The sequence below is a fragment of the Hahella ganghwensis DSM 17046 genome (assembly GCF_000376785.1).
GTDB lineage: Bacteria > Pseudomonadota > Gammaproteobacteria > Pseudomonadales > Oleiphilaceae > Hahella > Hahella ganghwensis.
The window spans coordinates 45,076-65,319 of the sequence record NZ_AQXX01000109.1 but is presented as its reverse complement, the minus strand read 5'-3'; the positions used below and the strand labels follow the sequence as shown (position 1 = coordinate 65,319).

General features: G+C 50.0%; 18 protein-coding genes and 3 tRNA genes. 9 read left to right on the top strand and 12 right to left on the bottom strand.

Going from position 1 to position 20,244, the window contains the following annotated elements; all coding sequences use genetic code 11:
• The 8 genes from F566_RS0112175 to uvrY all read right to left on the bottom strand — a co-directional run.
• Positions 1–225: IS5/IS1182 family transposase (locus F566_RS0112175; protein WP_020405225.1), on the bottom strand; the 225-nt coding region annotated here is incomplete at its 3' end.
• Between the two features lie 56 nt (positions 226–281).
• The gene (locus F566_RS32695; RefSeq protein WP_020407263.1) at positions 282–728 is read right to left on the bottom strand and encodes a retron St85 family effector protein; all 447 of its coding nucleotides are present in this window, start codon (positions 726–728) and stop codon (positions 282–284) included.
• A 280-nt stretch (positions 729–1,008) separates the two neighbouring features.
• Positions 1,009–1,096 (bottom strand) — tRNA-Leu (locus F566_RS0112165).
• A 17-nt stretch (positions 1,097–1,113) separates the two neighbouring features.
• Positions 1,114–1,187: transfer RNA gene (locus F566_RS0112160), tRNA-Cys, on the bottom strand.
• Between the two features lie 54 nt (positions 1,188–1,241).
• A tRNA-Gly gene (locus tag F566_RS0112155) sits at positions 1,242–1,317 on the bottom strand.
• A gap of 160 nt (positions 1,318–1,477) precedes the next feature.
• Positions 1,478–2,071 (bottom strand): CDP-diacylglycerol--glycerol-3-phosphate 3-phosphatidyltransferase, encoded by a 594-nt coding sequence (pgsA, locus tag F566_RS0112150; RefSeq protein ID WP_020407262.1) that lies wholly within the window; start codon positions 2,069–2,071, stop codon positions 1,478–1,480.
• A complete protein-coding gene (gene uvrC / locus F566_RS0112145) occupies positions 2,064–3,911 on the bottom strand; it encodes an excinuclease ABC subunit UvrC (protein ID WP_020407261.1) in 1,848 nt (615 codons plus the stop codon). The genes pgsA and uvrC overlap by 8 nt, the downstream gene beginning before the upstream one ends.
• On the bottom strand, positions 3,886–4,539 hold the full coding sequence (uvrY, locus tag F566_RS0112140; RefSeq protein WP_020407260.1) for a UvrY/SirA/GacA family response regulator transcription factor: 654 nt from the start codon (positions 4,537–4,539) through the stop codon (positions 3,886–3,888). Before uvrY ends, uvrC begins: the two co-directional genes overlap by 26 nt.
• A gap of 357 nt (positions 4,540–4,896) precedes the next feature.
• Between uvrY and F566_RS32690 the strand changes: the two genes are divergently transcribed.
• The 3 genes from F566_RS32690 to F566_RS0112120 all read left to right on the top strand — a co-directional run bounded on the left by F566_RS32690 (position 4,897) and on the right by F566_RS0112120 (position 6,966).
• Positions 4,897–5,454 (top strand): PaaI family thioesterase, encoded by a 558-nt coding sequence (locus tag F566_RS32690; RefSeq protein ID WP_020407259.1) that lies wholly within the window; start codon positions 4,897–4,899, stop codon positions 5,452–5,454.
• 121 nt (positions 5,455–5,575) lie between these two features.
• Positions 5,576–6,520 (top strand): carbon-nitrogen hydrolase family protein, encoded by a 945-nt coding sequence (locus tag F566_RS32685; protein WP_020407258.1) that lies wholly within the window; start codon positions 5,576–5,578, stop codon positions 6,518–6,520.
• Between the two features lie 137 nt (positions 6,521–6,657).
• Positions 6,658–6,966, top strand: a complete 309-nt coding sequence (locus F566_RS0112120; protein WP_020407257.1) for a hypothetical protein — start codon at positions 6,658–6,660, stop codon at positions 6,964–6,966.
• A gap of 37 nt (positions 6,967–7,003) precedes the next feature.
• Here the strand turns inward: F566_RS0112120 and F566_RS0112115 are convergent, their stop codons facing one another.
• Complete coding sequence (locus F566_RS0112115; RefSeq protein WP_020407256.1) at positions 7,004–7,567, bottom strand: hypothetical protein; 564 nt, start codon at positions 7,565–7,567, stop codon at positions 7,004–7,006.
• 149 nt (positions 7,568–7,716) lie between these two features.
• The gene (locus tag F566_RS0112110) at positions 7,717–9,621 is read right to left on the bottom strand and encodes a GGDEF and EAL domain-containing protein (RefSeq protein ID WP_020407255.1); all 1,905 of its coding nucleotides are present in this window, start codon (positions 9,619–9,621) and stop codon (positions 7,717–7,719) included.
• A 336-nt stretch (positions 9,622–9,957) separates the two neighbouring features.
• On the opposite strand from F566_RS0112110, the gene F566_RS0112105 reads away from it, so the two are divergent.
• The 6 genes from F566_RS0112105 to F566_RS0112080 all read left to right on the top strand — a co-directional run bounded on the left by F566_RS0112105 (position 9,958) and on the right by F566_RS0112080 (position 18,415).
• The gene (locus F566_RS0112105; protein WP_020407254.1) at positions 9,958–11,082 is read left to right on the top strand and encodes a DUF2914 domain-containing protein; all 1,125 of its coding nucleotides are present in this window, start codon (positions 9,958–9,960) and stop codon (positions 11,080–11,082) included.
• A 226-nt stretch (positions 11,083–11,308) separates the two neighbouring features.
• Positions 11,309–12,400, top strand: coding sequence for an efflux RND transporter periplasmic adaptor subunit (locus F566_RS0112100; RefSeq protein WP_020407253.1), 1,092 nt, complete (start codon positions 11,309–11,311; stop codon positions 12,398–12,400).
• Positions 12,400–15,576, top strand: coding sequence for an efflux RND transporter permease subunit (locus F566_RS0112095; RefSeq protein ID WP_020407252.1), 3,177 nt, complete (start codon positions 12,400–12,402; stop codon positions 15,574–15,576). Before F566_RS0112100 ends, F566_RS0112095 begins: the two co-directional genes overlap by 1 nt.
• A gap of 93 nt (positions 15,577–15,669) precedes the next feature.
• Entirely contained in the window at positions 15,670–16,113 is a 444-nt protein-coding gene (locus F566_RS0112090) for an ATP-dependent zinc protease family protein (protein WP_020407251.1), read from the top strand.
• 125 nt (positions 16,114–16,238) lie between these two features.
• Positions 16,239–17,288 (top strand): succinylglutamate desuccinylase/aspartoacylase family protein, encoded by a 1,050-nt coding sequence (locus F566_RS0112085; RefSeq protein WP_020407250.1) that lies wholly within the window; start codon positions 16,239–16,241, stop codon positions 17,286–17,288.
• Positions 17,289–17,554: 266 nt separating this feature from the next.
• Positions 17,555–18,415: a TOBE domain-containing protein gene (locus F566_RS0112080; RefSeq protein ID WP_020407249.1), complete on the top strand. Its 861-nt coding sequence runs from the start codon at positions 17,555–17,557 to the stop codon at positions 18,413–18,415.
• A 29-nt stretch (positions 18,416–18,444) separates the two neighbouring features.
• On the opposite strand, the gene modC is transcribed toward F566_RS0112080, so the two are convergent.
• The gene (modC, locus tag F566_RS0112075) at positions 18,445–19,539 is read right to left on the bottom strand and encodes a molybdenum ABC transporter ATP-binding protein (protein ID WP_020407248.1); all 1,095 of its coding nucleotides are present in this window, start codon (positions 19,537–19,539) and stop codon (positions 18,445–18,447) included.
• The gene (modB, locus tag F566_RS0112070) at positions 19,536–20,234 is read right to left on the bottom strand and encodes a molybdate ABC transporter permease subunit (RefSeq protein WP_020407247.1); all 699 of its coding nucleotides are present in this window, start codon (positions 20,232–20,234) and stop codon (positions 19,536–19,538) included. Before modB ends, modC begins: the two co-directional genes overlap by 4 nt.
• Between the last annotated feature and the right edge of the window lie 10 nt (positions 20,235–20,244).

Sequence of the window (20,244 nt, the reverse complement as noted above, 5' to 3'; positions counted from 1 at the left end):
GGCAGGATCGCTGAGGTTATAAAATAGCTGCATGCAGTGGACACGAAGCATGGTGGATAACGGATACGGAGGGCGGCCGTTCTCGCCCTTGGGGTAATAGCGGGCGATCTTCTTTTCCATGCGTTTCCATGGGATCAGCTTATCCATTCGCTCCAGAAAGATTTCCCGGCGGGTCTTACGCTTCTTATTCTGGTATTCAGCTTCGGAGAAAGTCATCTGATCCATGGATAGTATTCCTGATGAGTGAAGTTGGCCGTATTATGACTGATTTGGGGAGTTATTCAGAGCCTCCCTAGTGGACCAAGAAAAATAAAGGAATCTTCTGCTTGTATTTCTTCATTGGGTGCAACTATTAATAACTTTCGAAAAAAGTTCGGCTTTGAGCAAAACATTCCCAGCTCAACTAATGACCCGGGGCTTTCAAGGAAAATAACAACTAGAGAGCAGATACTCCCTATATCATCTTCAAACACGAGAAGATCAGAGTATGCATTTTCTTTGAAGTAATCTTTAAAGCTTTCAGCAAGAATGATGCTTTTTGAAATATCTCTTCGTCGACATTCAAGGTAGGCAACTAGTCTATCTCGGAAGCTTGGTGGCGCAGGTTGAGCGGCATCTACAGGGCCGCCGCATAAGAATATTTTATGCTCTTTGAGGTTGACTCGAAAGTCTTGTGGTTTTGCCTTAGAAAACTCAGTAATTAAAGCTTCTTCAAATTCACGACTCACATAAAACCCTTAAAGCTTTATGCCTCAAATAGAGGGTTATATTAATGCTCTTTACTAAGATGAGCGCTAGAACTTCTTCTATCGCGCCCCCAATGCGGACAATAAGTTAGAGTCTGGCGAAACGCCCGACTAGGCACTAATTCTGATGCCTCTACGCTAAAGAGCTTTTTGAGTGTATTAGACAATCAGAGTTAAGTAAAGCTCGTCTACATTATGTCTACACGGAAATAAGGGAAGAGGATATTGAGGTTAGGGATGTTTTCTAAGTTATTGAAAATATTGGTGCCCGGGGCCGGAATCGAACCGGCACGGTATCAAATACCGAGGGATTTTAAGTCCCTTGCGTCTACCAATTTCGCCACCCGGGCTTAAGAGGGAAGTGTAATGGAGGCGCGGGTCGGAATCGAACCGGCGTACACGGAGTTGCAGTCCGCTGCATGACCACTCTGCCACCGCGCCTTTTATGCTTGCCTTAAGCTAAAAACCCCGACTTGGCCGGGGTTTTCGAAAATCTGGAGCGGGAAACGAGACTCGAACTCGCGACCCCAACCTTGGCAAGGTTGTGCTCTACCAACTGAGCTATTCCCGCAATAACCTTTTAGAACGTTTGAGAAATTTGCCTCATCCCGTTCAGGTGGCGCATAGTTTACTTCTTTGAGGATGGCTGTCAAGCCTGTTTATCAATAGCTATGTATTTCTCTTAGTAAATTGATAAATTTCAATCAATTACGGCTAAATTATAAGCTGTTTTATGAGGGGCGGTTATTCTGATCGCTGGTCAGTTCCGGCCAGGCAGCTTTTAAATAGACGATCATGGACCATAAGGTCAGAACGGCGGCCACATAGAGAAGCACCATCCCTAAAATGGCACCCTGGGTATCAGGAGGGAAGGCCAGTAGGGCAATAATCGCGAACATCTGACAGGTGGTTTTGACTTTACCGACGAAGTTCACCGCGATGCTGGCACGTTTGCCCATTTCGGCCATCCATTCCCGCAGTGCTGAGATAACAATTTCTCGACCAATAATCACGATGGCAGGGGCTGTCAGCAGGACCGTGTGGTGGGCTTCCACCAGCATTGCCAATGCCACGGCGACGATGACTTTGTCAGCCACCGGATCGAGGAAGGCACCGAAGGGAGTCATCTGATTCCAGCGCCGGGCCAGAAAGCCATCCAGCCAGTCAGTGAAGCCTGCCAGCGCGAAGATGGCTGCTGCGGTCAGGTAATTGCCCTCAAATGGCAGATAATAGATCAGGACGATGACAGGAATCAGCGCCAGTCGGCCAAGCGTGAGTAGGTTGGGCAAATTGAGAAAAATTGATCTTACTGCTGGTTTATTCATGAAAGGCCGTAAAAATGGTTTGGGCTAATACCTGACTGATGCCAGGGACTTTTCGAATGTCTTCAAGACTGGCCCGCTCTATATTGCGGACACTGCCAAAGTAATTCAATAGATCTTTGCGACGTTTTGGTCCGACACCGGGAAGATCGTCCAGGACGGACTTGCCACGGGCTTTCTGACGCTGCTGTCGGTGCCCGGTGATCGCAAAGCGATGCGCTTCATCCCGTATCTGCTGGATCAGGTGTAACGCGGGGCTGTCGCTGCGCAAGTTCAGGATGGATTTACCACCGGCCAACAGCAGTGTTTCGAATCCGGGCTTACGGGTGACGCCTTTGGCGACACCGACTAGCGTAACGCCGTCGATCTGTAAGGATTCAAACACCGATTCTGCAATGCCCAGCTGGCCTTTGCCGCCATCTATCAGGACCACGTCCGGCAGTCCGATATCGCTGTCCTGAAGTTTGTTGTAGCGTCGTTCCAATGCTTGCTCCATGGCGTGGAAATCATCACCGGCTGTTACACCCTTGATATTAAACCGGCGATATTGATCTTTCATGGCACCTTCAGGGCCGAATACAACGCAGGATGCCACGGTCGCTTCACCGAAGGTGTGGCTGATATCAAAACATTCCACCCGGTTGATGGTGGACTCCAGATGTAGTGCATCACAGAACTGCTGCCAGCGGGATACCAGGGCTTCCTGAGACTGGACTCTGATGGTCAGAGATTGGCTGGCATTGGTTTTCGCTAACTTGAGCCAGTCCAGGCGCTGGCTGCGGACATTATGATCAATGCGAACCGAGCGGTTGAAGGCTTCACTGAAGGCATCTCGCAGGGCTTCACTTTCCGGCAAGGGAGGATCGGTGAGAATTTCCTGGGGCAGACCGTAGACAGCATGATCGCCAAAGTAATACTGGCTGATAAAGTCGTTCATAAAGGAGTCAGCTTCTGTGAGCTCCTCGAAGAAGTAGCTTTTGGAGCCGCTGACCCGACCATCCCGGATAAAGAGGGCGTGTATGGTTATCTGGTCCGCTTCCTGTGCCATCGCGAAAACGTCTATATTGCGACTGACGCCTTCTATGGTTTGATGCTCCTGGACTTGTCTCAAATGATTGATCTGATCTCTGAGTGCAGCAGCTTTCTCGAAGGCCAGTTCCATAGAGGCCTTTTCCATTTCTGCGACCAGCTCCTTGATGATTTCCGGATTTCGACCTTCCAGAAACATGGTGGCATGGCGCATGTCCTCGGCATAGCGTTCTTTGCTGACCATCTCGACACAAGGGGCACTGCACCGACCGATCTGGTGTTGCAGGCAAGGGCGTGAGCGGTTTTTGAAGAAGCTTTCATCACACTGGCGGATCTTGAAGATCTTCTGCAGCAGGACCAGGCCTTCCCTGACGGCACCGGCGCTGGTATAGGGGCCGAAGAAGCGGCCTTTACCGGCTTTTTTCTGGCGCACCCGGCGAAAGGTCAGGGACGGATAATCCTCATCTCCTGAAAGGTAGATGTAAGGAAACGATTTATCGTCACGCAGCAGAATGTTGTAAGGCGGTCGCTGTGTCTTGATAAGGTTCTGTTCCAGTAACAGAGCCTCAGTCTCGGAATTGGTGACCGTGACCTCAATATTACGGATACGCTCCACCAGCGCGCGGGTTTTGATGGAGAGACCCGTGCTGCGAAAATAACTGCTGACACGCTTTTTCAGGTTGCGGGCTTTGCCCACATACAGAATCGCGCCCTTGGCGTCATACATCTGGTAGACGCCGGGTCGGGAAGTCAGGGTTTTGAGGTAGGTTTTGGAATCGAAGTTCTGATCAGAGTCCGCCAACTTGGTTTGCATCCAACATTCCGTGCCGTATCGCCAGGAGGGTGAGTTCCACGTCACTGCTGATCGATAGTTTTTCAAAAATACGATAGCGGTAGCTATTTACTGTTTTCGGGCTCAGGCAGAGCTTGTCAGAGATCTCCTGCACTTTCTGGCAGTTCACGATCATCATGGCAATTTGCATTTCCCGTTCGGAGAGATTGCCGAATACGTCGGCATCTTCCGACTCGAAGGGACGCAAGGCCATTTTCTGTGCGATGTTGGGGCTGATGTAACGTTGCCCGGCGTTGACGATATGGATAGCCCGCATGACTTCCGAGATATCAGTGCCTTTGGTGATGTAGGCGGAAGCGCCGGCTTTCATAACGCGAGACGGAAAAGGATCATCTTCACAGGCGGTAACTGCGATGACTTTAATGCTTTCGTCGAACCGGTGAATGCGTCGCATGGCTTCCAGTCCACCAATGCCCGGCATGCGGATGTCCATCAGGATAATGTCGATAGGGCGTTGTCTGACTAGGCTGACGGCTTCCTCCCCGGAACGGGCTTCAGCAACCACTTCAACGCCGGTCTCATCTTTCAGCATTCGGGACAGACCGGCTCTCACCAGTTCATGATCATCCACGATTAGCAATCTGATCAATTCTTCACCTCAATTCCGCTGGCCTTTTCCTTTGCCACAATAGCCACATTATAGGAAAGGCCATCTCAAAACGATAGACGTCCAGGGTGTGTTGATGTTTTATGAGAGGCTCATGCTAGAGTCTTATTAAACATCAGCACACCCTAGTGTATCAGTCTATATGACTATTCGCACCGAGGTGTATGAATTATAAAAATTTTCTTCGCGTTTATAATGAGAAAGACTGGTATTTACTACTTGAGCGCCTGTGGCTGAACTCGCTGGATTTTATTTGACCGTGAGGCCACTATTTCCCAAAAGGACAGGCAAATAAAATCTCAGGAAGTTTGTCTTTAAAAAAATTATAAGGAGTCACTGATGAATGTCGTTGGAGCACTAGCCACTTTTACGTCCCGGGTATTCGATGATGAGGCGATCCAAAACCCTCACGGGTTGCTCAGTCGGTTCAAAAAGTCAGGTGGTTATCTGGCCCTCAACAAAATTATCGGCTTCGCCATTCCGTTCGCCGCCAGAGCGGGGTTTGAGGTAACGGAGTTAAGACGCGGCCATCTGAAAGCCAGAATTCCACTTAAGGGAAATACCAACCACATCAACAGTATGTATGCCGGTGCCTTGTTCACCCTGGCGGAAATTCCCGGTGGCGTCATGGCGATATATGAGTTTGGTGCGGATTATTATCCAACGCTGAAAGAGATGAACATCAAATATTACCTGCCGGTAAAATCAGATGCTTTTGTCCAGTTTGATATTGCAGAAGAGGAGATGGAGCGAATTATCTTTGGTGCGGATGCCGACGGAAAATGCGATTACACCTTGATCGGCAAAGTCTTTGACGCCGAAGGACAACTGGTGGCTGAGACAGAGAACTACTATCAACTCCGGCGGAAAGATTACAAATCTCCCCAGGCGAGATGATCTGGCTGCTGATTTTTTTTGAACAATACGCCTTTGAAACAAATGTCCTTGAAATATGCATCTTTGAAGGTGGGAGTTAATATTTAAGTGGGAATAAGTATTGAAATGGGAATAAGTATTGATGACGGGACAATCTGAACCAAATAATTCACCGAACTGCGAGCAGCCTGATAGCCTGAGGGTTGGTAGCATTCAGTTGCAAATGAAGCAGCATGCTTCCCAGGAAGCATTTTTGGAGAATATTGAGCATTTTCTGGTGTCCATGGCGGGATACGGATGTCGCCTGGTGGTGCTGCCGGAATTCTTTTCGCTTCCTCTGGCCGGTATTCCGGGAGCCGCAGGTACCAACAGTGATTCGGGTAAGAGCAACCCGTCAATTGAATCTGTGGCCAGTCTGTCTCAGGCTGTGATCGGCCATATTTCATCCCTGGCTGTGAGACTGGATTTGGACGTGCTGGCAGGCTCTGTACCTGTGCTCGAACACGGAGAGTTGTTTAATATCGCCTATTTTTGTCGTTCGTCCGGTGAGGTGGAGTCACAGAGGAAAATTCACCCGACGCCATACGAGCGGGAGTACTGGAATATCAAGGGGGGCGATCAACTGCCCGTATTTGAGACCGATTACGGCAGAGTCGGGGTGTTGATCTGTTATGACGTGGAATTTCCTGAACTGGGACGATTGCTGGCAGATCAGAATATGGATCTGCTGCTGGTACCATTCTGGACGGATAACCGTCAGGGCTACCTTCGGGTTCGCTACTGTGCCCAGGCAAGAGCCATTGAAAACGAGTGCTATGTCGTGTTGTCGGGCACTGTAGGGACTGTTCCGGCCATTGAAATGATCGATAACCAATTTGCCCAGTCGGCGGTTCTGTCGCCCTCTGACTATGGCTTTCCCCGGGATGGTATCGTCGAAGAAGCGACTGCCAATCAGGAAGTCATGATAGTGGCGGACCTTGATCTGAAACGCCTACGACAGTTTCGCGAAAAAGGGACAGTGAGCAATCTGAAAGACCGACGTCACGATCTTTATCAACTGGGCTGGGCCCGGCAGCAACCATTCTGACTGACGCCCAGAACCCTATTTTTTGTCTTCCGGTTGACCTGATTGGCATTTCAAAGTCTTGTAGCTTGCTTACATGTGAGCGACTTTTGCAGAATACTCGGGACATTTTATAGAGGACGATCGGAAGGTATCTCAGCATGACTAGCGACTACTCGGAAAGCCTTAAGGATGTCCTGATACGAAAGATTGTTCGAGCCGAAAGGGATTTGCAGCAACTGAAAATGGACTACTGCCGTTTCGTATACGGTGTCTCTCACCGCACAAAAATCCGGCATGATGGTGGTGTCTATCTGCTGAAATCTGTGGATCTGGATTCAATGCAGCGGATGGACAACGGGGAGTGGAGTCAGCCGTCAGTTTCCGGCGTTTTGATAGATGATGAAGGGAATGAAGCCAGCCAGGATATCATTCAGATTGCTCCTGGCTGGATGCTTGTCGACGAGTGATGAACTAGGGAAACGTCTCTGAACTCGCTATGGACGCTTAGGCCACCAGACCCCAGCTGGTGATGCTTTTTAAAAGGCTTCGCTCTTTTGGTGGTGTGCGATGTGCCACCCAAAGTGAGGCTGCTTCGTAACCCGCGTTGTAAATATCGGTGTTTTCGCAGGCGAGCAATTGATCCAGCCGCTGAAGCCACTCGGTAGTGACGTCCAAATGCGCAAACCTGAGTCCTTTGCTCATCAGGTAACTCTGCAGGTGCAGGCGCTGTTCCTGATTGCACTCAAAGTGGTCCGCAACTGCGTTGCTGGCTCCCTGTAGATAATCGAGCAGGGAGGATCTGAGTGAAGGGTGGCTTAACAGCTCCGGATTGAAACCTTCAAGCCTCATTTCCAGCGTCTGGGTGCCCCAGAACAGCTGTAGCTGCTTAATGGATTCGCTATGATTGGCGTAGCGCTCACCCTCTGGCCGGTAGGGCGCCTTGGGTGCCACCCGTACTTCCAGAATCCCCTGGTGCTTATCTGCTTTAATATTCTTGATCAGGCTGTATATCAGAAAGCCTATGAGACCAAGCAAAACCACTTCCATGATATGAATAATCCACTGCATTGTCGCAACTCCAAATTTCGTAAAGAAATTATACGGAATGTAACAGTGGGTGCTTGTGAACCATCCTCCAGATTATGTGGGATAGGTCGAAATGATTAAAGAATTGTGAAATAAATCAATGTACAGGGAGAAAGTTCTGTGACGCCGTGTCAGGCAGTTTGCGCAAGTTTAACGTTATTCAGGTATTGATAGAGGTCTTCAAACGGCAGAGGTTTGCTGTAAAAGTAGCCTTGGGCATAATCGCATTTGTTGATCATCAGAAAGTCTCTCTGATCGATGTCCTCAACACCTTCGGCAATCACTTTCAGGTTCAGCTTGTGTGCGACGGCAATCACGGCTGAGGTGATTTCCATATCATTCAGGTCTTCTGGAATATCGCGCACGAATTCACGGTCTACCTTGAGAATATCGACCGGGAGTTTTTTCAGATAACTCAGAGAGGAATAACCAGATCCAAAATCATCTATGGTAATGCTGACCCCGGTGGCCTTCAGGCGCTTAAGTTTCTCGATCACCAGGTCTATATCACCCATCAGCATGCTTTCGGTGACTTCAAGCTCCAACCACTTTGGATCGAGTCCGGTCTGGCAGAGTGCATCGGCAATGGTGTCTTCCAGGTCCGGGTCATCAAACTGTCTGGTTGAGAGGTTTACGGCGATCTTTAGGTCAACACCTGTTAAATCCTGCAACATCTTCATTTGCATACAGGCATTTTTCAGCACCCATCTGCCGATAGGGACAATCAGGCCCGTTTCCTCGGCAACTGGAATAAACGCATCAGGGCTGACTAGACCTTTGGTTGGATGATACCAGCGCAACAGAGCTTCCACGCTGACGACATGTTCGTTTCGCAGATTGACCTGCGGTTGGAAGTGCAGGGTGAACTCGTCATACTGGAGTGCATGTCTGAGTTCCTGCTCCAGTACCAATTGCCGTAAAGCAGAAGCGTTAAGCTCTTCGGTAAAAAAGTGATAGCAATCCCGGCCTTGTTCTTTGGCACGATAAAGTGCCAGGTCCGCGTTTTTCATTAATGAATCGGCTGTGCTTCCGTCGGTTGGGGCCAAGGTGATGCCAATGCTGGTGGACACAATAACTTCATGCTTTTTGAGCTTAACCGGTTTTTTCAGTGCTCTTAATATCTGATGAGCCACCGGTGTGACGGACAGGTTGTCTTCCACATCAGTCAACAGAACAGTGAATTCATCACCTCCCAGTCGGGCGACGGTATCCTTTTCCCGGACACACTCTTTGAGACGGTTTGAGACAGTTGTTAGCAAAATGTCCCCGGCATCGTGTCCCAGCGTGTCATTGATACGCTTAAACTGGTCCAAATCCAGAAACATCAGGGCGATTTTCTTGCGATCCCGCTTGGCTGCGCGTACTGCCTGCTCCAGGCGATCAATAAATAATCGGCGATTGGCCAGACCAGTTAAAGGGTCATAAAGCGCCATGATCTGCATTTTTGAATTAGCTTCTTTGAGCTCAGTGATATCAATGCAGGAGATCACAAAGTTGGTGACAAAGCCCTGACTATCGCAGACGGAGGAGATCGAAACGGCAGACCAGAAGCTGCTGCCACACTTGCGGCAACTCAGAACATCACCTTCCCAGCCGTCGAAGAGAAGTTCCTGTTCCCACTGCTGCTCTAAAGCGGATTTTGCTTCTTTGGGATTGAGGATGTCCAGACTTCTGCCTTTGATTTCTGTCAGGCAGTAGCCGGTGGTTTTGACAAATTTATTGTTGGCGTACTCAATATTGCCCAGTTCATCGGTGATGATGATTGAGCTGCCACTATTTGTCACAGCATTACCCAGCTTCTTTAGTTTAAAATCTCTTTCATTCAGTTCTTTGACTTTATGGGCGAGCTGACGGTTCAGTTTGATCTGGATAATGGAAAAAATGGCAAAAGCGGCCGATACGGTAACAGCAGAGAGTAGTGTCCACGGAATGTTGGCCGGTTTCCAATAGGTCAGGGCGACCACTCCGGCAGAAAACAGAAGGCCAAGGAAGAAGGAAAAGTTTACGGATTTGGCAGAATGAAAAAACTTCTTCAAATTAACCCGACCTGCATTGGATATATGGCAATGGAATAAAAAATAGTCTCTAAATGACGGTAGCAAGTTTAGTGTGAGCAAGAACCGCTCAGAAGTGACAATTTGTAACGGATGTAACGATGCGTAAGTTATGAATTGAAAAGTGCGGAAAAGTGCACAATATTGGGGTCTTTGAAATTACATAAGGTAACATGTGAAAAAGATTTTTCATTCTAAAGGCTAATTGCGCATGTCGTTTTAGTTATAAATGGCTCGGAATTACTCGGTTTGAGCGTGATTAAACCGGTATGCAAGGGTAGAATTCCGCGACTTGCCAGTTATAGAGCGTCGTCATCAATGTCAGATAAGTTAGTCATCAAGGTTAATAATACCGATAAAACCTCATCCGCAGAGCCGAAGGCCGGCTATGTCACCGTTTACCATTGGGACAGGATATTTCTGGCCGTTATTATCGTCATTGTTGTGGCGTCGTTATCGGTATGGGCATTGTCGAGGGCGGTGTCTGCGAAAGGAAGTGCGGCGGAAGCACTGGCCCGATCGAAAACAGAAACCTCCAAAGAGGTGGTGACTGTGGTGTCTGCCGACAATACACTCGAAACAGTTTCTGGCACTGGCAATAAGACGGAATCAGGCAGTGCGAATAACACAGAAAATAGGGTCGCCTCGGTCAATATAGATCCTTCAGTAAATGAAGAGCCTTCGGCGGATGGAAAGACTTCAGCAATTAATGAGCGATCAGCGGAAAGAAAGCCCTTAGCGGATAGAGAGCCCTTAGCGAGTAATGAGCTTTTAGCAAATTCAGCAAATATAGAGCCGTCAGCTGAAGAGGAGCCTTCAGTTGAAGAAAAGCCATTAGCTGAAAAAGAACCAGCAGCAGGTCACCTGGCATCGGAAGATCTGCCAGTGTTGATAAATAAAAAGCCAGCGTTGGTAACCCAGAGTGTCACAAAAGAAGTAGGTAAAACGTCTACTGAGAAAGTCAATTTAGTTTCAGGTAATGTAGCTGAGACCAATAAAGAGACTACTATTCCCGAAAGCGAAGAGACCGTCAGGAATAGGCCTGATTCAGCACAAGTATCTGCGGTTGAGCTTAAAAATATAGCCGGCGAAGCCCCCGAAGTATCAGTATATACAGATCAGTTGCGACGGGTGGTGTTGACAACAGAGCTCCGAAATTTTGAGCCGATCAATGAGATCCAAGGGGCTGTGCAGTCTCGCGAGGACCGGGCCGTAAAAGTCATCTTGTTTACTGAGATCGAAGGTATGACAGGCAAAGAGGTGTTCCATAACTGGTATCTGGGTGATAGACGTCTGGCGAGAATTCGTATCAAGCCACACCGGTCCCCCATGAGAGCCTCTTCGAGCAAGCATATTGATCAACATATGACCGGCTCCTGGACTGTCAAAGTCACGGATAATTCTGATCAGGTACTGGCGGTCGCCCGTTTTGAGGTGAAGTAGCCAAAACCTAAGGAGTTGGATCTCCATAGGGATAGCCTTCAGTGCTTCGGGCTATTCGCATTTCTGATTATTCGGTTGTCCCAATCTTGGGAAAACCTTGAGGGTGGCGCAAATGACTGGATCATTGGCGCTTAAATACAAAGCCAGTCATGGCATAACGACATACAATGACTGGTTTTGATTCAAGAATAATAAGAATGAATAAAGATGAAAGGACTGTGCACAAATGATCAGCCGTATTCCTACCTATTGGGTTGCCTTAGGTATTGTCATATTGATCACCGCCTGGGTTGCCAGCGGTAGCGTAGAAACAGCAAAAGACTCCCCGCCTGAAGCGACTGACACAGGTCAGAAAGCGTTGCCGAAGGTTGCATTTCGTGAAATTGGCGCGGTTTCTGTGGCGAAAACCATTACCGTACAGGGGCAGGTGGAACCCTGGCGGCAACTGGTGCTCGGCTCACGGTTGGATTCCTATGTGGAAGAAATCCGTGTGGAAAAGGGGCAACGGGTGAAGAAAGGGGAGGTGATACTGACTCTTAGTGAGGAAGATCTCCCGGCTCGGATGCTTGAGGCAAAGGCGGAAGCAGCAGTAGCCAAGAGCGAATTGACCGCTGCGCAATCACTGTTCAAAAGAGGCCTTTTGGCAGATACCGAACTTAAAGTGAAAGAAGCCAGTGTTGCCAGTGCCGAAGCCGCTGTGGCACGCCTGGACCAGTTACTACAGCATTCGGTAATTAAAGCCCCTTTCGATGGCGTAATTGAAACTCGTCACGTGGAAGTCGGTGCCACCGTGCAGACCGGTACTGAACTGATTGAAATTGTCGACGATACCAAACTGAAACTGGTTGGCCAGATTCCCCAGCAGTATGTGCTTCAGCTCAAAGCCGGTGATCAGATGGTGGCCAGACTTCTCAACGGTAAAGAAGTGAAAGGGCGTGTGAGCTTTATTGGTTATCAGGCTAATAGTTCGACCAGAACTTATCGGGTTGAAGCGGAGTTAAGCAATCCGGAGCACCTAAGAATTGCCGGCGCCACTGCGACACTGGCGATAGATCTTGGAGAAGTAAAAGCCCATAAGATTTCCCCTGCATTGTTGAGCCTGGATGACAAGGGCAATCTGAGTGTCGAACATTTAACTGATGATAACCATGTACAGATTACCTCTGTAGAAAGAGTCAAAGCGACCAACACTGCACTTTGGGTATCCGGTCTGCCGCAAGAAACACGTCTCATTACCCTTGGAAAGGGATTCGTCACTGAGGGACAGTTGGTCAATGCCGTACCGGAGTCTGACCTGGAAGAAGAGAGGATTGACTGATGGGAACGCTCATCCGGGCGATAATGGAGCGCAGTCGCGCCGCGATTATCGTACTGATCATGTTATGGATAGGCGGGTATACGGCATATACATCCATGCCGAAAGAATCTAATCCGGATATTACCATTCCCTATGTTTATGTCTCCGTGTCCCATGAAGGGATCGCACCTGATGATTCCGAGCGTCTCCTGGTGCGGCCTTTGGAGCAGGAGTTGCGGTCACTGGAAGGGCTGAAGGAAATGACGGCGGTGGCGGCCGAAGGGTACGCCGCGATTACGCTCGAATTCCAGGCCGGATTTGACCCGGACCAGGCATTGACTGATGTTCGGGAGAAAGTGGACACCGCAGAGGCCAAGTTGCCTGAAGAAAGCGAAGAGCCTCATGTCCAGGAGATCAACGTTTCTCAGTTTCCAGTATTGAATGTGGCCTTGGCGGGGCCCCTGTCGGAAGAGCAACTGATCTTTATTGCCAGAGAGCTTAAGCGTCATCTGGAAAGCATTCCGGAGGTGCTTGAAGTTTCGATTGGTGGTGATCGTGAAGATCTTCTGGAGCTGGTTGCGGACCCTCAGGTGCTGGAGCAATATGGCATCGACTACTCGCAACTGTTCTCCTTGGTTACCAATAACAACCAACTGGTAGCTGCTGGCAATATAGACACCGGTGCCGGGCGCCTAACGGTTAAAGTTCCGGGACTGCTTGAGAATCTGGTCGACCTGCTGGGAATGCCGATCAAGTATGTTGACGGTCAGGTCGTGACCTTTGGAGACGTTGCGACCGTGCAGCGTACTTTCAAGGACCCACAGTCTTTCGCCAGAGTAGACGGTAAGCCTGCGGTGGTTCTGGAAATTTCCAAACGGGCCGGGGCCAACATTATCTACGCCATTGAGAAGGTCAAAGCGGTCGTCAAAGTAGCCGAGAACTCCTGGCCGGACAGCCTTGATGTTACCTATATCACGGATGAGTCCAAAGAGATTCGGACGATGTTGAAGGATCTGCTGAATAACGTCCTGTTCGCCGTTATTCTGGTAATGATCGTTGTCATCTCAGCGATGGGGTTCAAACCAGCCACCTTGGTTGGGTTGACTATTCCCGGGGCCTTCTTTACTGGATTGTTAATCATCCAGAGTCTGGGATACACCTTGAACATCGTGGTGTTATTCAGTCTGATTCTGGTGGCCGGCATGTTGGTGGACGGAGCCATCGTGGTAACGGAACTGGCTGACAGAAACCTCAAGGAAGGCCTTTCCGCCAAGGAAGCATATGCCCAGGCAGCCACCCGAATGTCCTGGCCGGTTATTGCCTCAACCGCGACAACCCTGGCCGTGTTCCTGCCGTTATTGGTCTGGCCGGGAATGGTTGGGGAGTTTATGAAATATCTTCCCGCGACGGTCATTGTCTGTCTGTTGGCCTCTTTGCTAATGGCATTGGTGTTCCTGCCGGTATTGGGAGCTCTGATCAGCAAGAAGCCAAAGACTGCGGTCGATCAGGTGGAGCCGGAAGTCAGCCGTTTTACTCATATGTATGGCGCGTTGCTGGCCCGTCTGCTGGCGGCGCCCGGTAAGACCCTGCTGATGTTCGTTGCTGTGCTGGTACTGATCTATGTGAGCTACGGCCGTTATAACCACGGCATTGAGTTTTTCCCCGATGTGGAGCCGGAATCTGCCCAGCTATTGATTCATGCCCGGGGCGATTATTCCATCTATGAAAAAGACATCATGGTCAAGATGGTGGAAAAACGCTTGCAAGGCATGGCAGAGGTAAGGGCGCTCTATGCCCGGTCGATTGGACAGCCGGATGGACAATTAGGTGAGGATGTGATCGGTCAGTTGACCTTCCAGTTTCAGGATTGGCAGGAGCGACGTCCGGCTAACTTTATTCTGGAGGAAATGCGCTCAAGGGCGGCGGATCTGCCATTGTCCCTGGAGTTCCGTAAACAGGATGAAGGGCCGTCTCAGGGCAAACCGATCAAGGTGCGTGTGAGTGGTGAGGACGCCAAATTGATTGCCGGCGTCAATGAAATCAGAACCCGAATGGAAAATCTGGGTGGCCTTGTCGATATCTCTGATGACAGGCCATTGCCGGGAATCGAATGGCGCCTCGAAGTGGATCGGGAACAAGCCGCCCGGTACGGTGTAGATGTGGCCACTGTCGGAAATGCGGTTCAGCTCGTAACCACTGGTTTGAAACTGGCGGATTACCGTCCAGATGATGCAGATGAAGAGGTAGATATCCGCCTGCGGATGCCGACTGAAGTGCGTAATCTGGACACTCTCGGCCAGCAGATGCTGACCACGCCTTATGGACCGGTGCCTTTGTCTAACTTTGCCAAACTGGTGCCAGCTGACAAGACTGGCACGATTCGCCGCCTGGATGCTGAGCGTACTTATGTAGTGGAAGCGGATGTTCTGCCCGGCGAGCAGCCGGATGAACGCCTGACGGCCTTGAAAGCCTCGTTGGCTGAGAATCCGGTCGATGGTGTACGAATCACTTATGCCGGGGAAGATGAAGACCAGCAGGAGACCATGATTTTCCTGGGGCAGGCATTTATGGTCGCTATCATGCTGATGGCGTTGATCCTGGTGATTCAGTTCAATAGTGTATATCAGGCGGCTCTGGTATTGAGTGCGATTGTGTTTTCTACTGCCGGGGTTCTGTTGGGCTTGCTCGTCACCGGACGGGCGTTCGGCATTGTCATGGTAGGTCTGGGGCTGATTGCGTTGGCGGGGATTGTGGTCAACAACAATATCATACTGATCGATACTTATAATCACGTCAGAAAAAGCGGAGCCTCACCATTTGAAGCGGCGCTCTATACCGGAAAACTGCGTTTGCGACCGGTGTTACTGACGGCGATTACAACCGTATTGGGTCTGATGCCGATGGTCCTCGGAGTGAATGTGGATCTGATCGCACCGTCTTTGGGTATTGGGGCGCCTTCCACTCAATGGTGGACGCAGCTTTCCAGCGCTATTGCCGGCGGATTGACCTTTGCCACTTTCCTGACATTGCTGATAACGCCCTGTCTATTGGTGGCAGGAGATAATCTCAGCATCAAGTTACAACGTAGGAAACACAAGGGAGATGAAGCGTTCCGGACGCACAGTGAAGAGCAGTTGGTCTATCAGTCCAATCTTCGTGCTGAGGAAACGGATTACTCCTCTACGCCCGGCAGATGAAAATCTGCCGGTACCCGGTAAAAAAATGATGCATAAAAGGAATTTAGAGGGTTAAATAAGACCCATTGTTAAAAGAGGGAGTTAAGAATTGAGGTGAATATACCGTCGATTGGCTGGCGGGAGTGGTTGTGCCTGCCAGACTTGGGAATTTCTCATATCAAGGCAAAAGTGGACACTGGTGCCCGAACTTCTGCATTGCATGCCTTTAAGGTTGAACCCTTTGACCGTGACGGTCGTCAGTTTGTCCGCTTTTCGATTCATCCGTTCCAGAAAGACTCTGAGTACGTAGTGACATCCGAAGCGCCGGTTGTGGACTATCGGCAAGTCACTGATTCTGGTGGCCATAGGGAAATGCGCTATGTCATTGAGACCGCCATTCGTGCAGGAGATCACCAGTGGGTCGCCGAGTTTACCCTGACCAACAGAGAAAACATGAAGTTCCGGATGTTATTGGGGAGAACAGCCTTGCGGGGACGCTTCCTGGTAAATGCTCAGAAGTCTTATCTGGTCGGTAAAATACCTGAGTCGCAGAATTGAGATAGCGACTTGAATGATTGGTATGGTGAAACAAGGTTTACTTAACAGCTGTTTTTCTAAAGACGGCTTACTTAAAACTTTATACTTAAAAGATAATTGCGCTGAAATCGCGCTCAGGCGTTAAAATGCCCAATAAAGCTTTTGAACTGAACGGCACCACCGTTTATCCCGGAGAGCGCCAGACCATCGATTTGCAGGTGGCGCAACTATATACCCACACCCCCTTATCCATTCCCGTTCAGGTGGTTTGCGGAAAGCGGCCTGGTCCTACCTTGTTAGTATGCGCGGCAATTCATGGCGATGAAATCAATGGGGTGGAGGTGATTCGGCGTCTGTTGAAGCTTAAGACACTGAACCGTATTCGCGGCACTCTGGTTGCCGTTCCTATCGTGAATGTTTTCGGGTTTATCCACCGGTCCCGGTATCTACCCGACCGGAGGGATCTGAACCGTTGTTTCCCCGGATCCCAGGAAGGAACCCTGGGTGGAAGAATTGCGAATCTGTTTGTCTCCAATATTCTGGAACGATGTACCCATGCGATTGACTTGCATACTGCGGCAGTACACCGGGACAACCTGCCTCAAATCCGCGTCAGAATGCAGCACGAAGAGTCCGCCGAAATGGCGAGGGCTTTCGGAGTCCCTGTGATTCTCAATGCTGAACTAAGGGAAGGTTCTCTGCGTGAGACTGCAGACAAGCACGATATCCCTGTTATTACTTACGAGGCCGGGGAAGCGTTGAGGTTTAACGAAGTCTCTATTGCGCTGGGGGTCAGAGGTGTGACGAATGTCATGCGTCAGCTCGGAATGATCCCGGTTAAAACTGGCCGGCCTGAACGCAAATTCAAGCCGGCAGTGGCGAAAGGAAGCCGCTGGGTGCGAGCGGAAATCGACGGTATTCTGAGGCCGGTGGTGCAGCTGGGGGCACGAGTGGAGCAGGGGGAAACGCTGGGCGTGATCGGTTCACCTTTTGGCACTCAGGATGTCCTGGTGACTGCGCCGCATCACGGTATTGTCGTTGGACGGGTGAATCTGCCATTGGTTAATGAAGGCGAAGCGCTGTTTCATATTGCCCGGTTTGATAAAGTGGGCGAAGCCGAGAGACAAATGGAAGAGCTGGTCTCGGAAGTCACCAGTAACGCCGAATTGGATCCGGATAACCTTCCGATTGTATAAAGGTATCAGGTTACAAGGCATTTTAATCCTAACCCTCAGTCTACAGACCTCTTTAAGTGGGGCGTCCAAATAAAAAAGCCGGCAGGAATTTCCTGCCGGCTTTTTTATTTCTTCGGCAAATGAAGTTCAGATTGTCACCAAACAATCAGTTTAAGCGGCGTTCATGTCACTTCGTATCTTTGTTGGTGTATCGCTAAAAGTAAAGATAACGCCACTTCGATGTGATACTGCTAAACTGGGGGCATATTCGTAATACGAAGTGAAAAATGAGCCGACAAAAAACCGGTCAACCCGGGTCTGAATCAAACCAGGAGATGCACCTCGCAGGAGAAAAAAGCAACCTCCAGGCAACACTCAGTCTGTTGAATAATGGTGAAAATACCTTCAGCTCCCCCCAGGTAAGCCTGTTGCTCGCTATCGCAGAGTGTGGATCGATTTCCCGGGCTGCAAAGCAGGTAGGGGTCAGCTACAAGACTGCATGGGATCGGATCGATGATATGAACAATATGTCTGATCAGCCACTGGTCGTGCGCTCAGCTGGTGGGGCAAAAGGCGGGGGGAGTCGGGTTACGGCTTATGGTCACCGCATCATCGAAGGGTTTCTGGCACTTCAGAAAGAGCATGATGAGTTTATTTCGCGATTGGGACGAAAGCTACATTCTATTGATGATGTGGCTGATTTTATGAGGGCAGGGTCCGTGAAAACCAGTGCACGCAATCAATATCGGGGGGTGATTGCCAGTATTACCCGTGGCGCGGTGAATGCTGAGGTGGAGTTAAAGGTCAGTGAGTCCCAGTCCCTGTTTGCCATTATTACTCAGGACAGCGTGGAAACCCTGGGTCTTGAAGTTGGACACCATGCTCTGGCGTTGGTGAAAGCGTCATGGATACTGATCAGCAAAGATATCCATGTAGCGACCAGTGCGAGAAACAAATTGGTGGGTGAAGTCCGTCATATTGATACAGGTGCGGTTAATGCCGATGTCGTGATTGATCTGGGAGAAGGAAAATCGGTCTGTGCCAATATCACCAACGCCAGTATCCAGGAGCTGGCGCTATCCGTCGGTGACAGGGCCTGTGCTTTATTCAAGGCTTCCAGTGTAATCCTTGCAGCGGATCATAGATAATCCGCTGCGCGAGGGGGATTTTCACTGATTTATCTGACGACAGCGGCTGTTTTGATCTGCGCCCATAAACGATCGCCGGGCTTTAATCTGAGGTGATGAATGGATTTGCAGGTCAACCGGGAAATAAGGTCGTGGTCACCAATTCTGAGACGCACCAGAGCAGTGGCCTCATTCGCTTCAGGTTGAATCTGGGTAACTTCTCCGTAGAGCCGGTTCAGGATGCTGGTGTCGTCATGCAGTTGTCGTGACAGGCTGACATCTCTGGCCAGGATACGAATCCTGATCTTTTGACCGATATCGTCTCCGGTGTCCTGTACCCAGAGTTCGCCTCTGGAAAACTCGGCACGAACAAGATGCCACTGAGAATCTTTTTCAGTAATCCTTGCTTCAATGACAACGCCGGTATCCTCACCGAGTTTCACTGGCAGGTTGAGATTTGCGAGCACCTGACGCATTGAGCCTTGCGCCACCGCCTGGCCCTGATCCATAACGACCAGGTGATCAGCCAGCCTGGCTACTTCATCGGCGGAGTGGCTTACATAAAGAATTGGAATCGCCAGTCGGGACTTTAGCCGCTCAAGATATGGGAGGATTTCCTGTTTACGGGCAAAGTCCAGGGAGGCCAGAGGTTCGTCCATCAACAGGATGCGAGGCTGGATCATCAATGCCCTGGCAATCGCGACTCTCTGCCGTTCGCCGCCGGATAGCTGCGAGGGCAATCTGTCGAGCAGTTTGTCAATCCCCATCAAATTCAATGTCTGTTGATATTCCTGATCTGATATGCGTTCAGGAGAACGTTTAATGGCGTAAGCCAGGTTTTGTCCAGCAGAGAGATGCGGAAACAGGCTGGATTCCTGAAAAACATAGCCAATTGGGCGTTTGTAAGGGGGTAAAAACTGCTTTTTGTCCTGCCAGGTCGTACCGTTTATCCGCAATCTTCCGGCATCAGATTTCTGTAACCCGGCCACGCATCTTAATAATGTGGTTTTTCCGGAACCTGAGTGACCGAAGATTGCTGTCACGCCCTGGCCGGGCAGGCTGAGATCGACGTTCAGAACAAACCGGTTTTCCCTTGAGTGCTGTAAATTCAACCGGAAATGGAGTTCAAGCGGTGCAGTGTTCACAGATTACCCTCGGGCATGCGGAAGGAATGCTTTCGGTGCTGAAACATGTAAAGCCCCGCCAGAACCAGGAAAGAGAAGATAATCATTGCCCCGGAAAGCCAGTGGGCCTGGGTGTATTCCAGCGCCTCTACGTGGTCATAAATTTGTACCGAGATCACCCGGGTTTCATCCGGAATGTTGCCGCCAATCATTAAGACAACCCCGAATTCTCCCACAGTATGGGCAAAACCAAGGATTGCAGCGGTGGCGAAACCTGGTTTAGCCAGGGGGATGACTACGGTGAAGAACGTGTCCAAAGGGCCGGCACGGAGGGTGGCAGCGATTTCCAGCGGGCGCTCGCCAATGGCTTCTATGGCGTTCTGGATCGGCTGTACAACAAAAGGCATGGAGTAGAAGACTGAGGCAACAACAAGACCCCAGAACGTAAAAGGGAGCGTACCCAAACCTAATGCCTGGGTCAGTTCACCCACAGGACCATCAGGACCCATGGCAATCAGGAGGTAAAATCCCAACACCGTTGGCGGTAAAACCAGGGGCAGGGCAACAATGGCACTGATCGGCCCCTTCCACCATGATCGAGTGCGGGCAAGCCACCAGGCGATTGGGGTTCCAATCAACAGCAGCAGGCAGGTAACAGTAGTTGCCAGTTTTAACGTCAGAACGATGGCGCTAATGTCTGCTTCAGAAAATCCCATAACCGTTTTA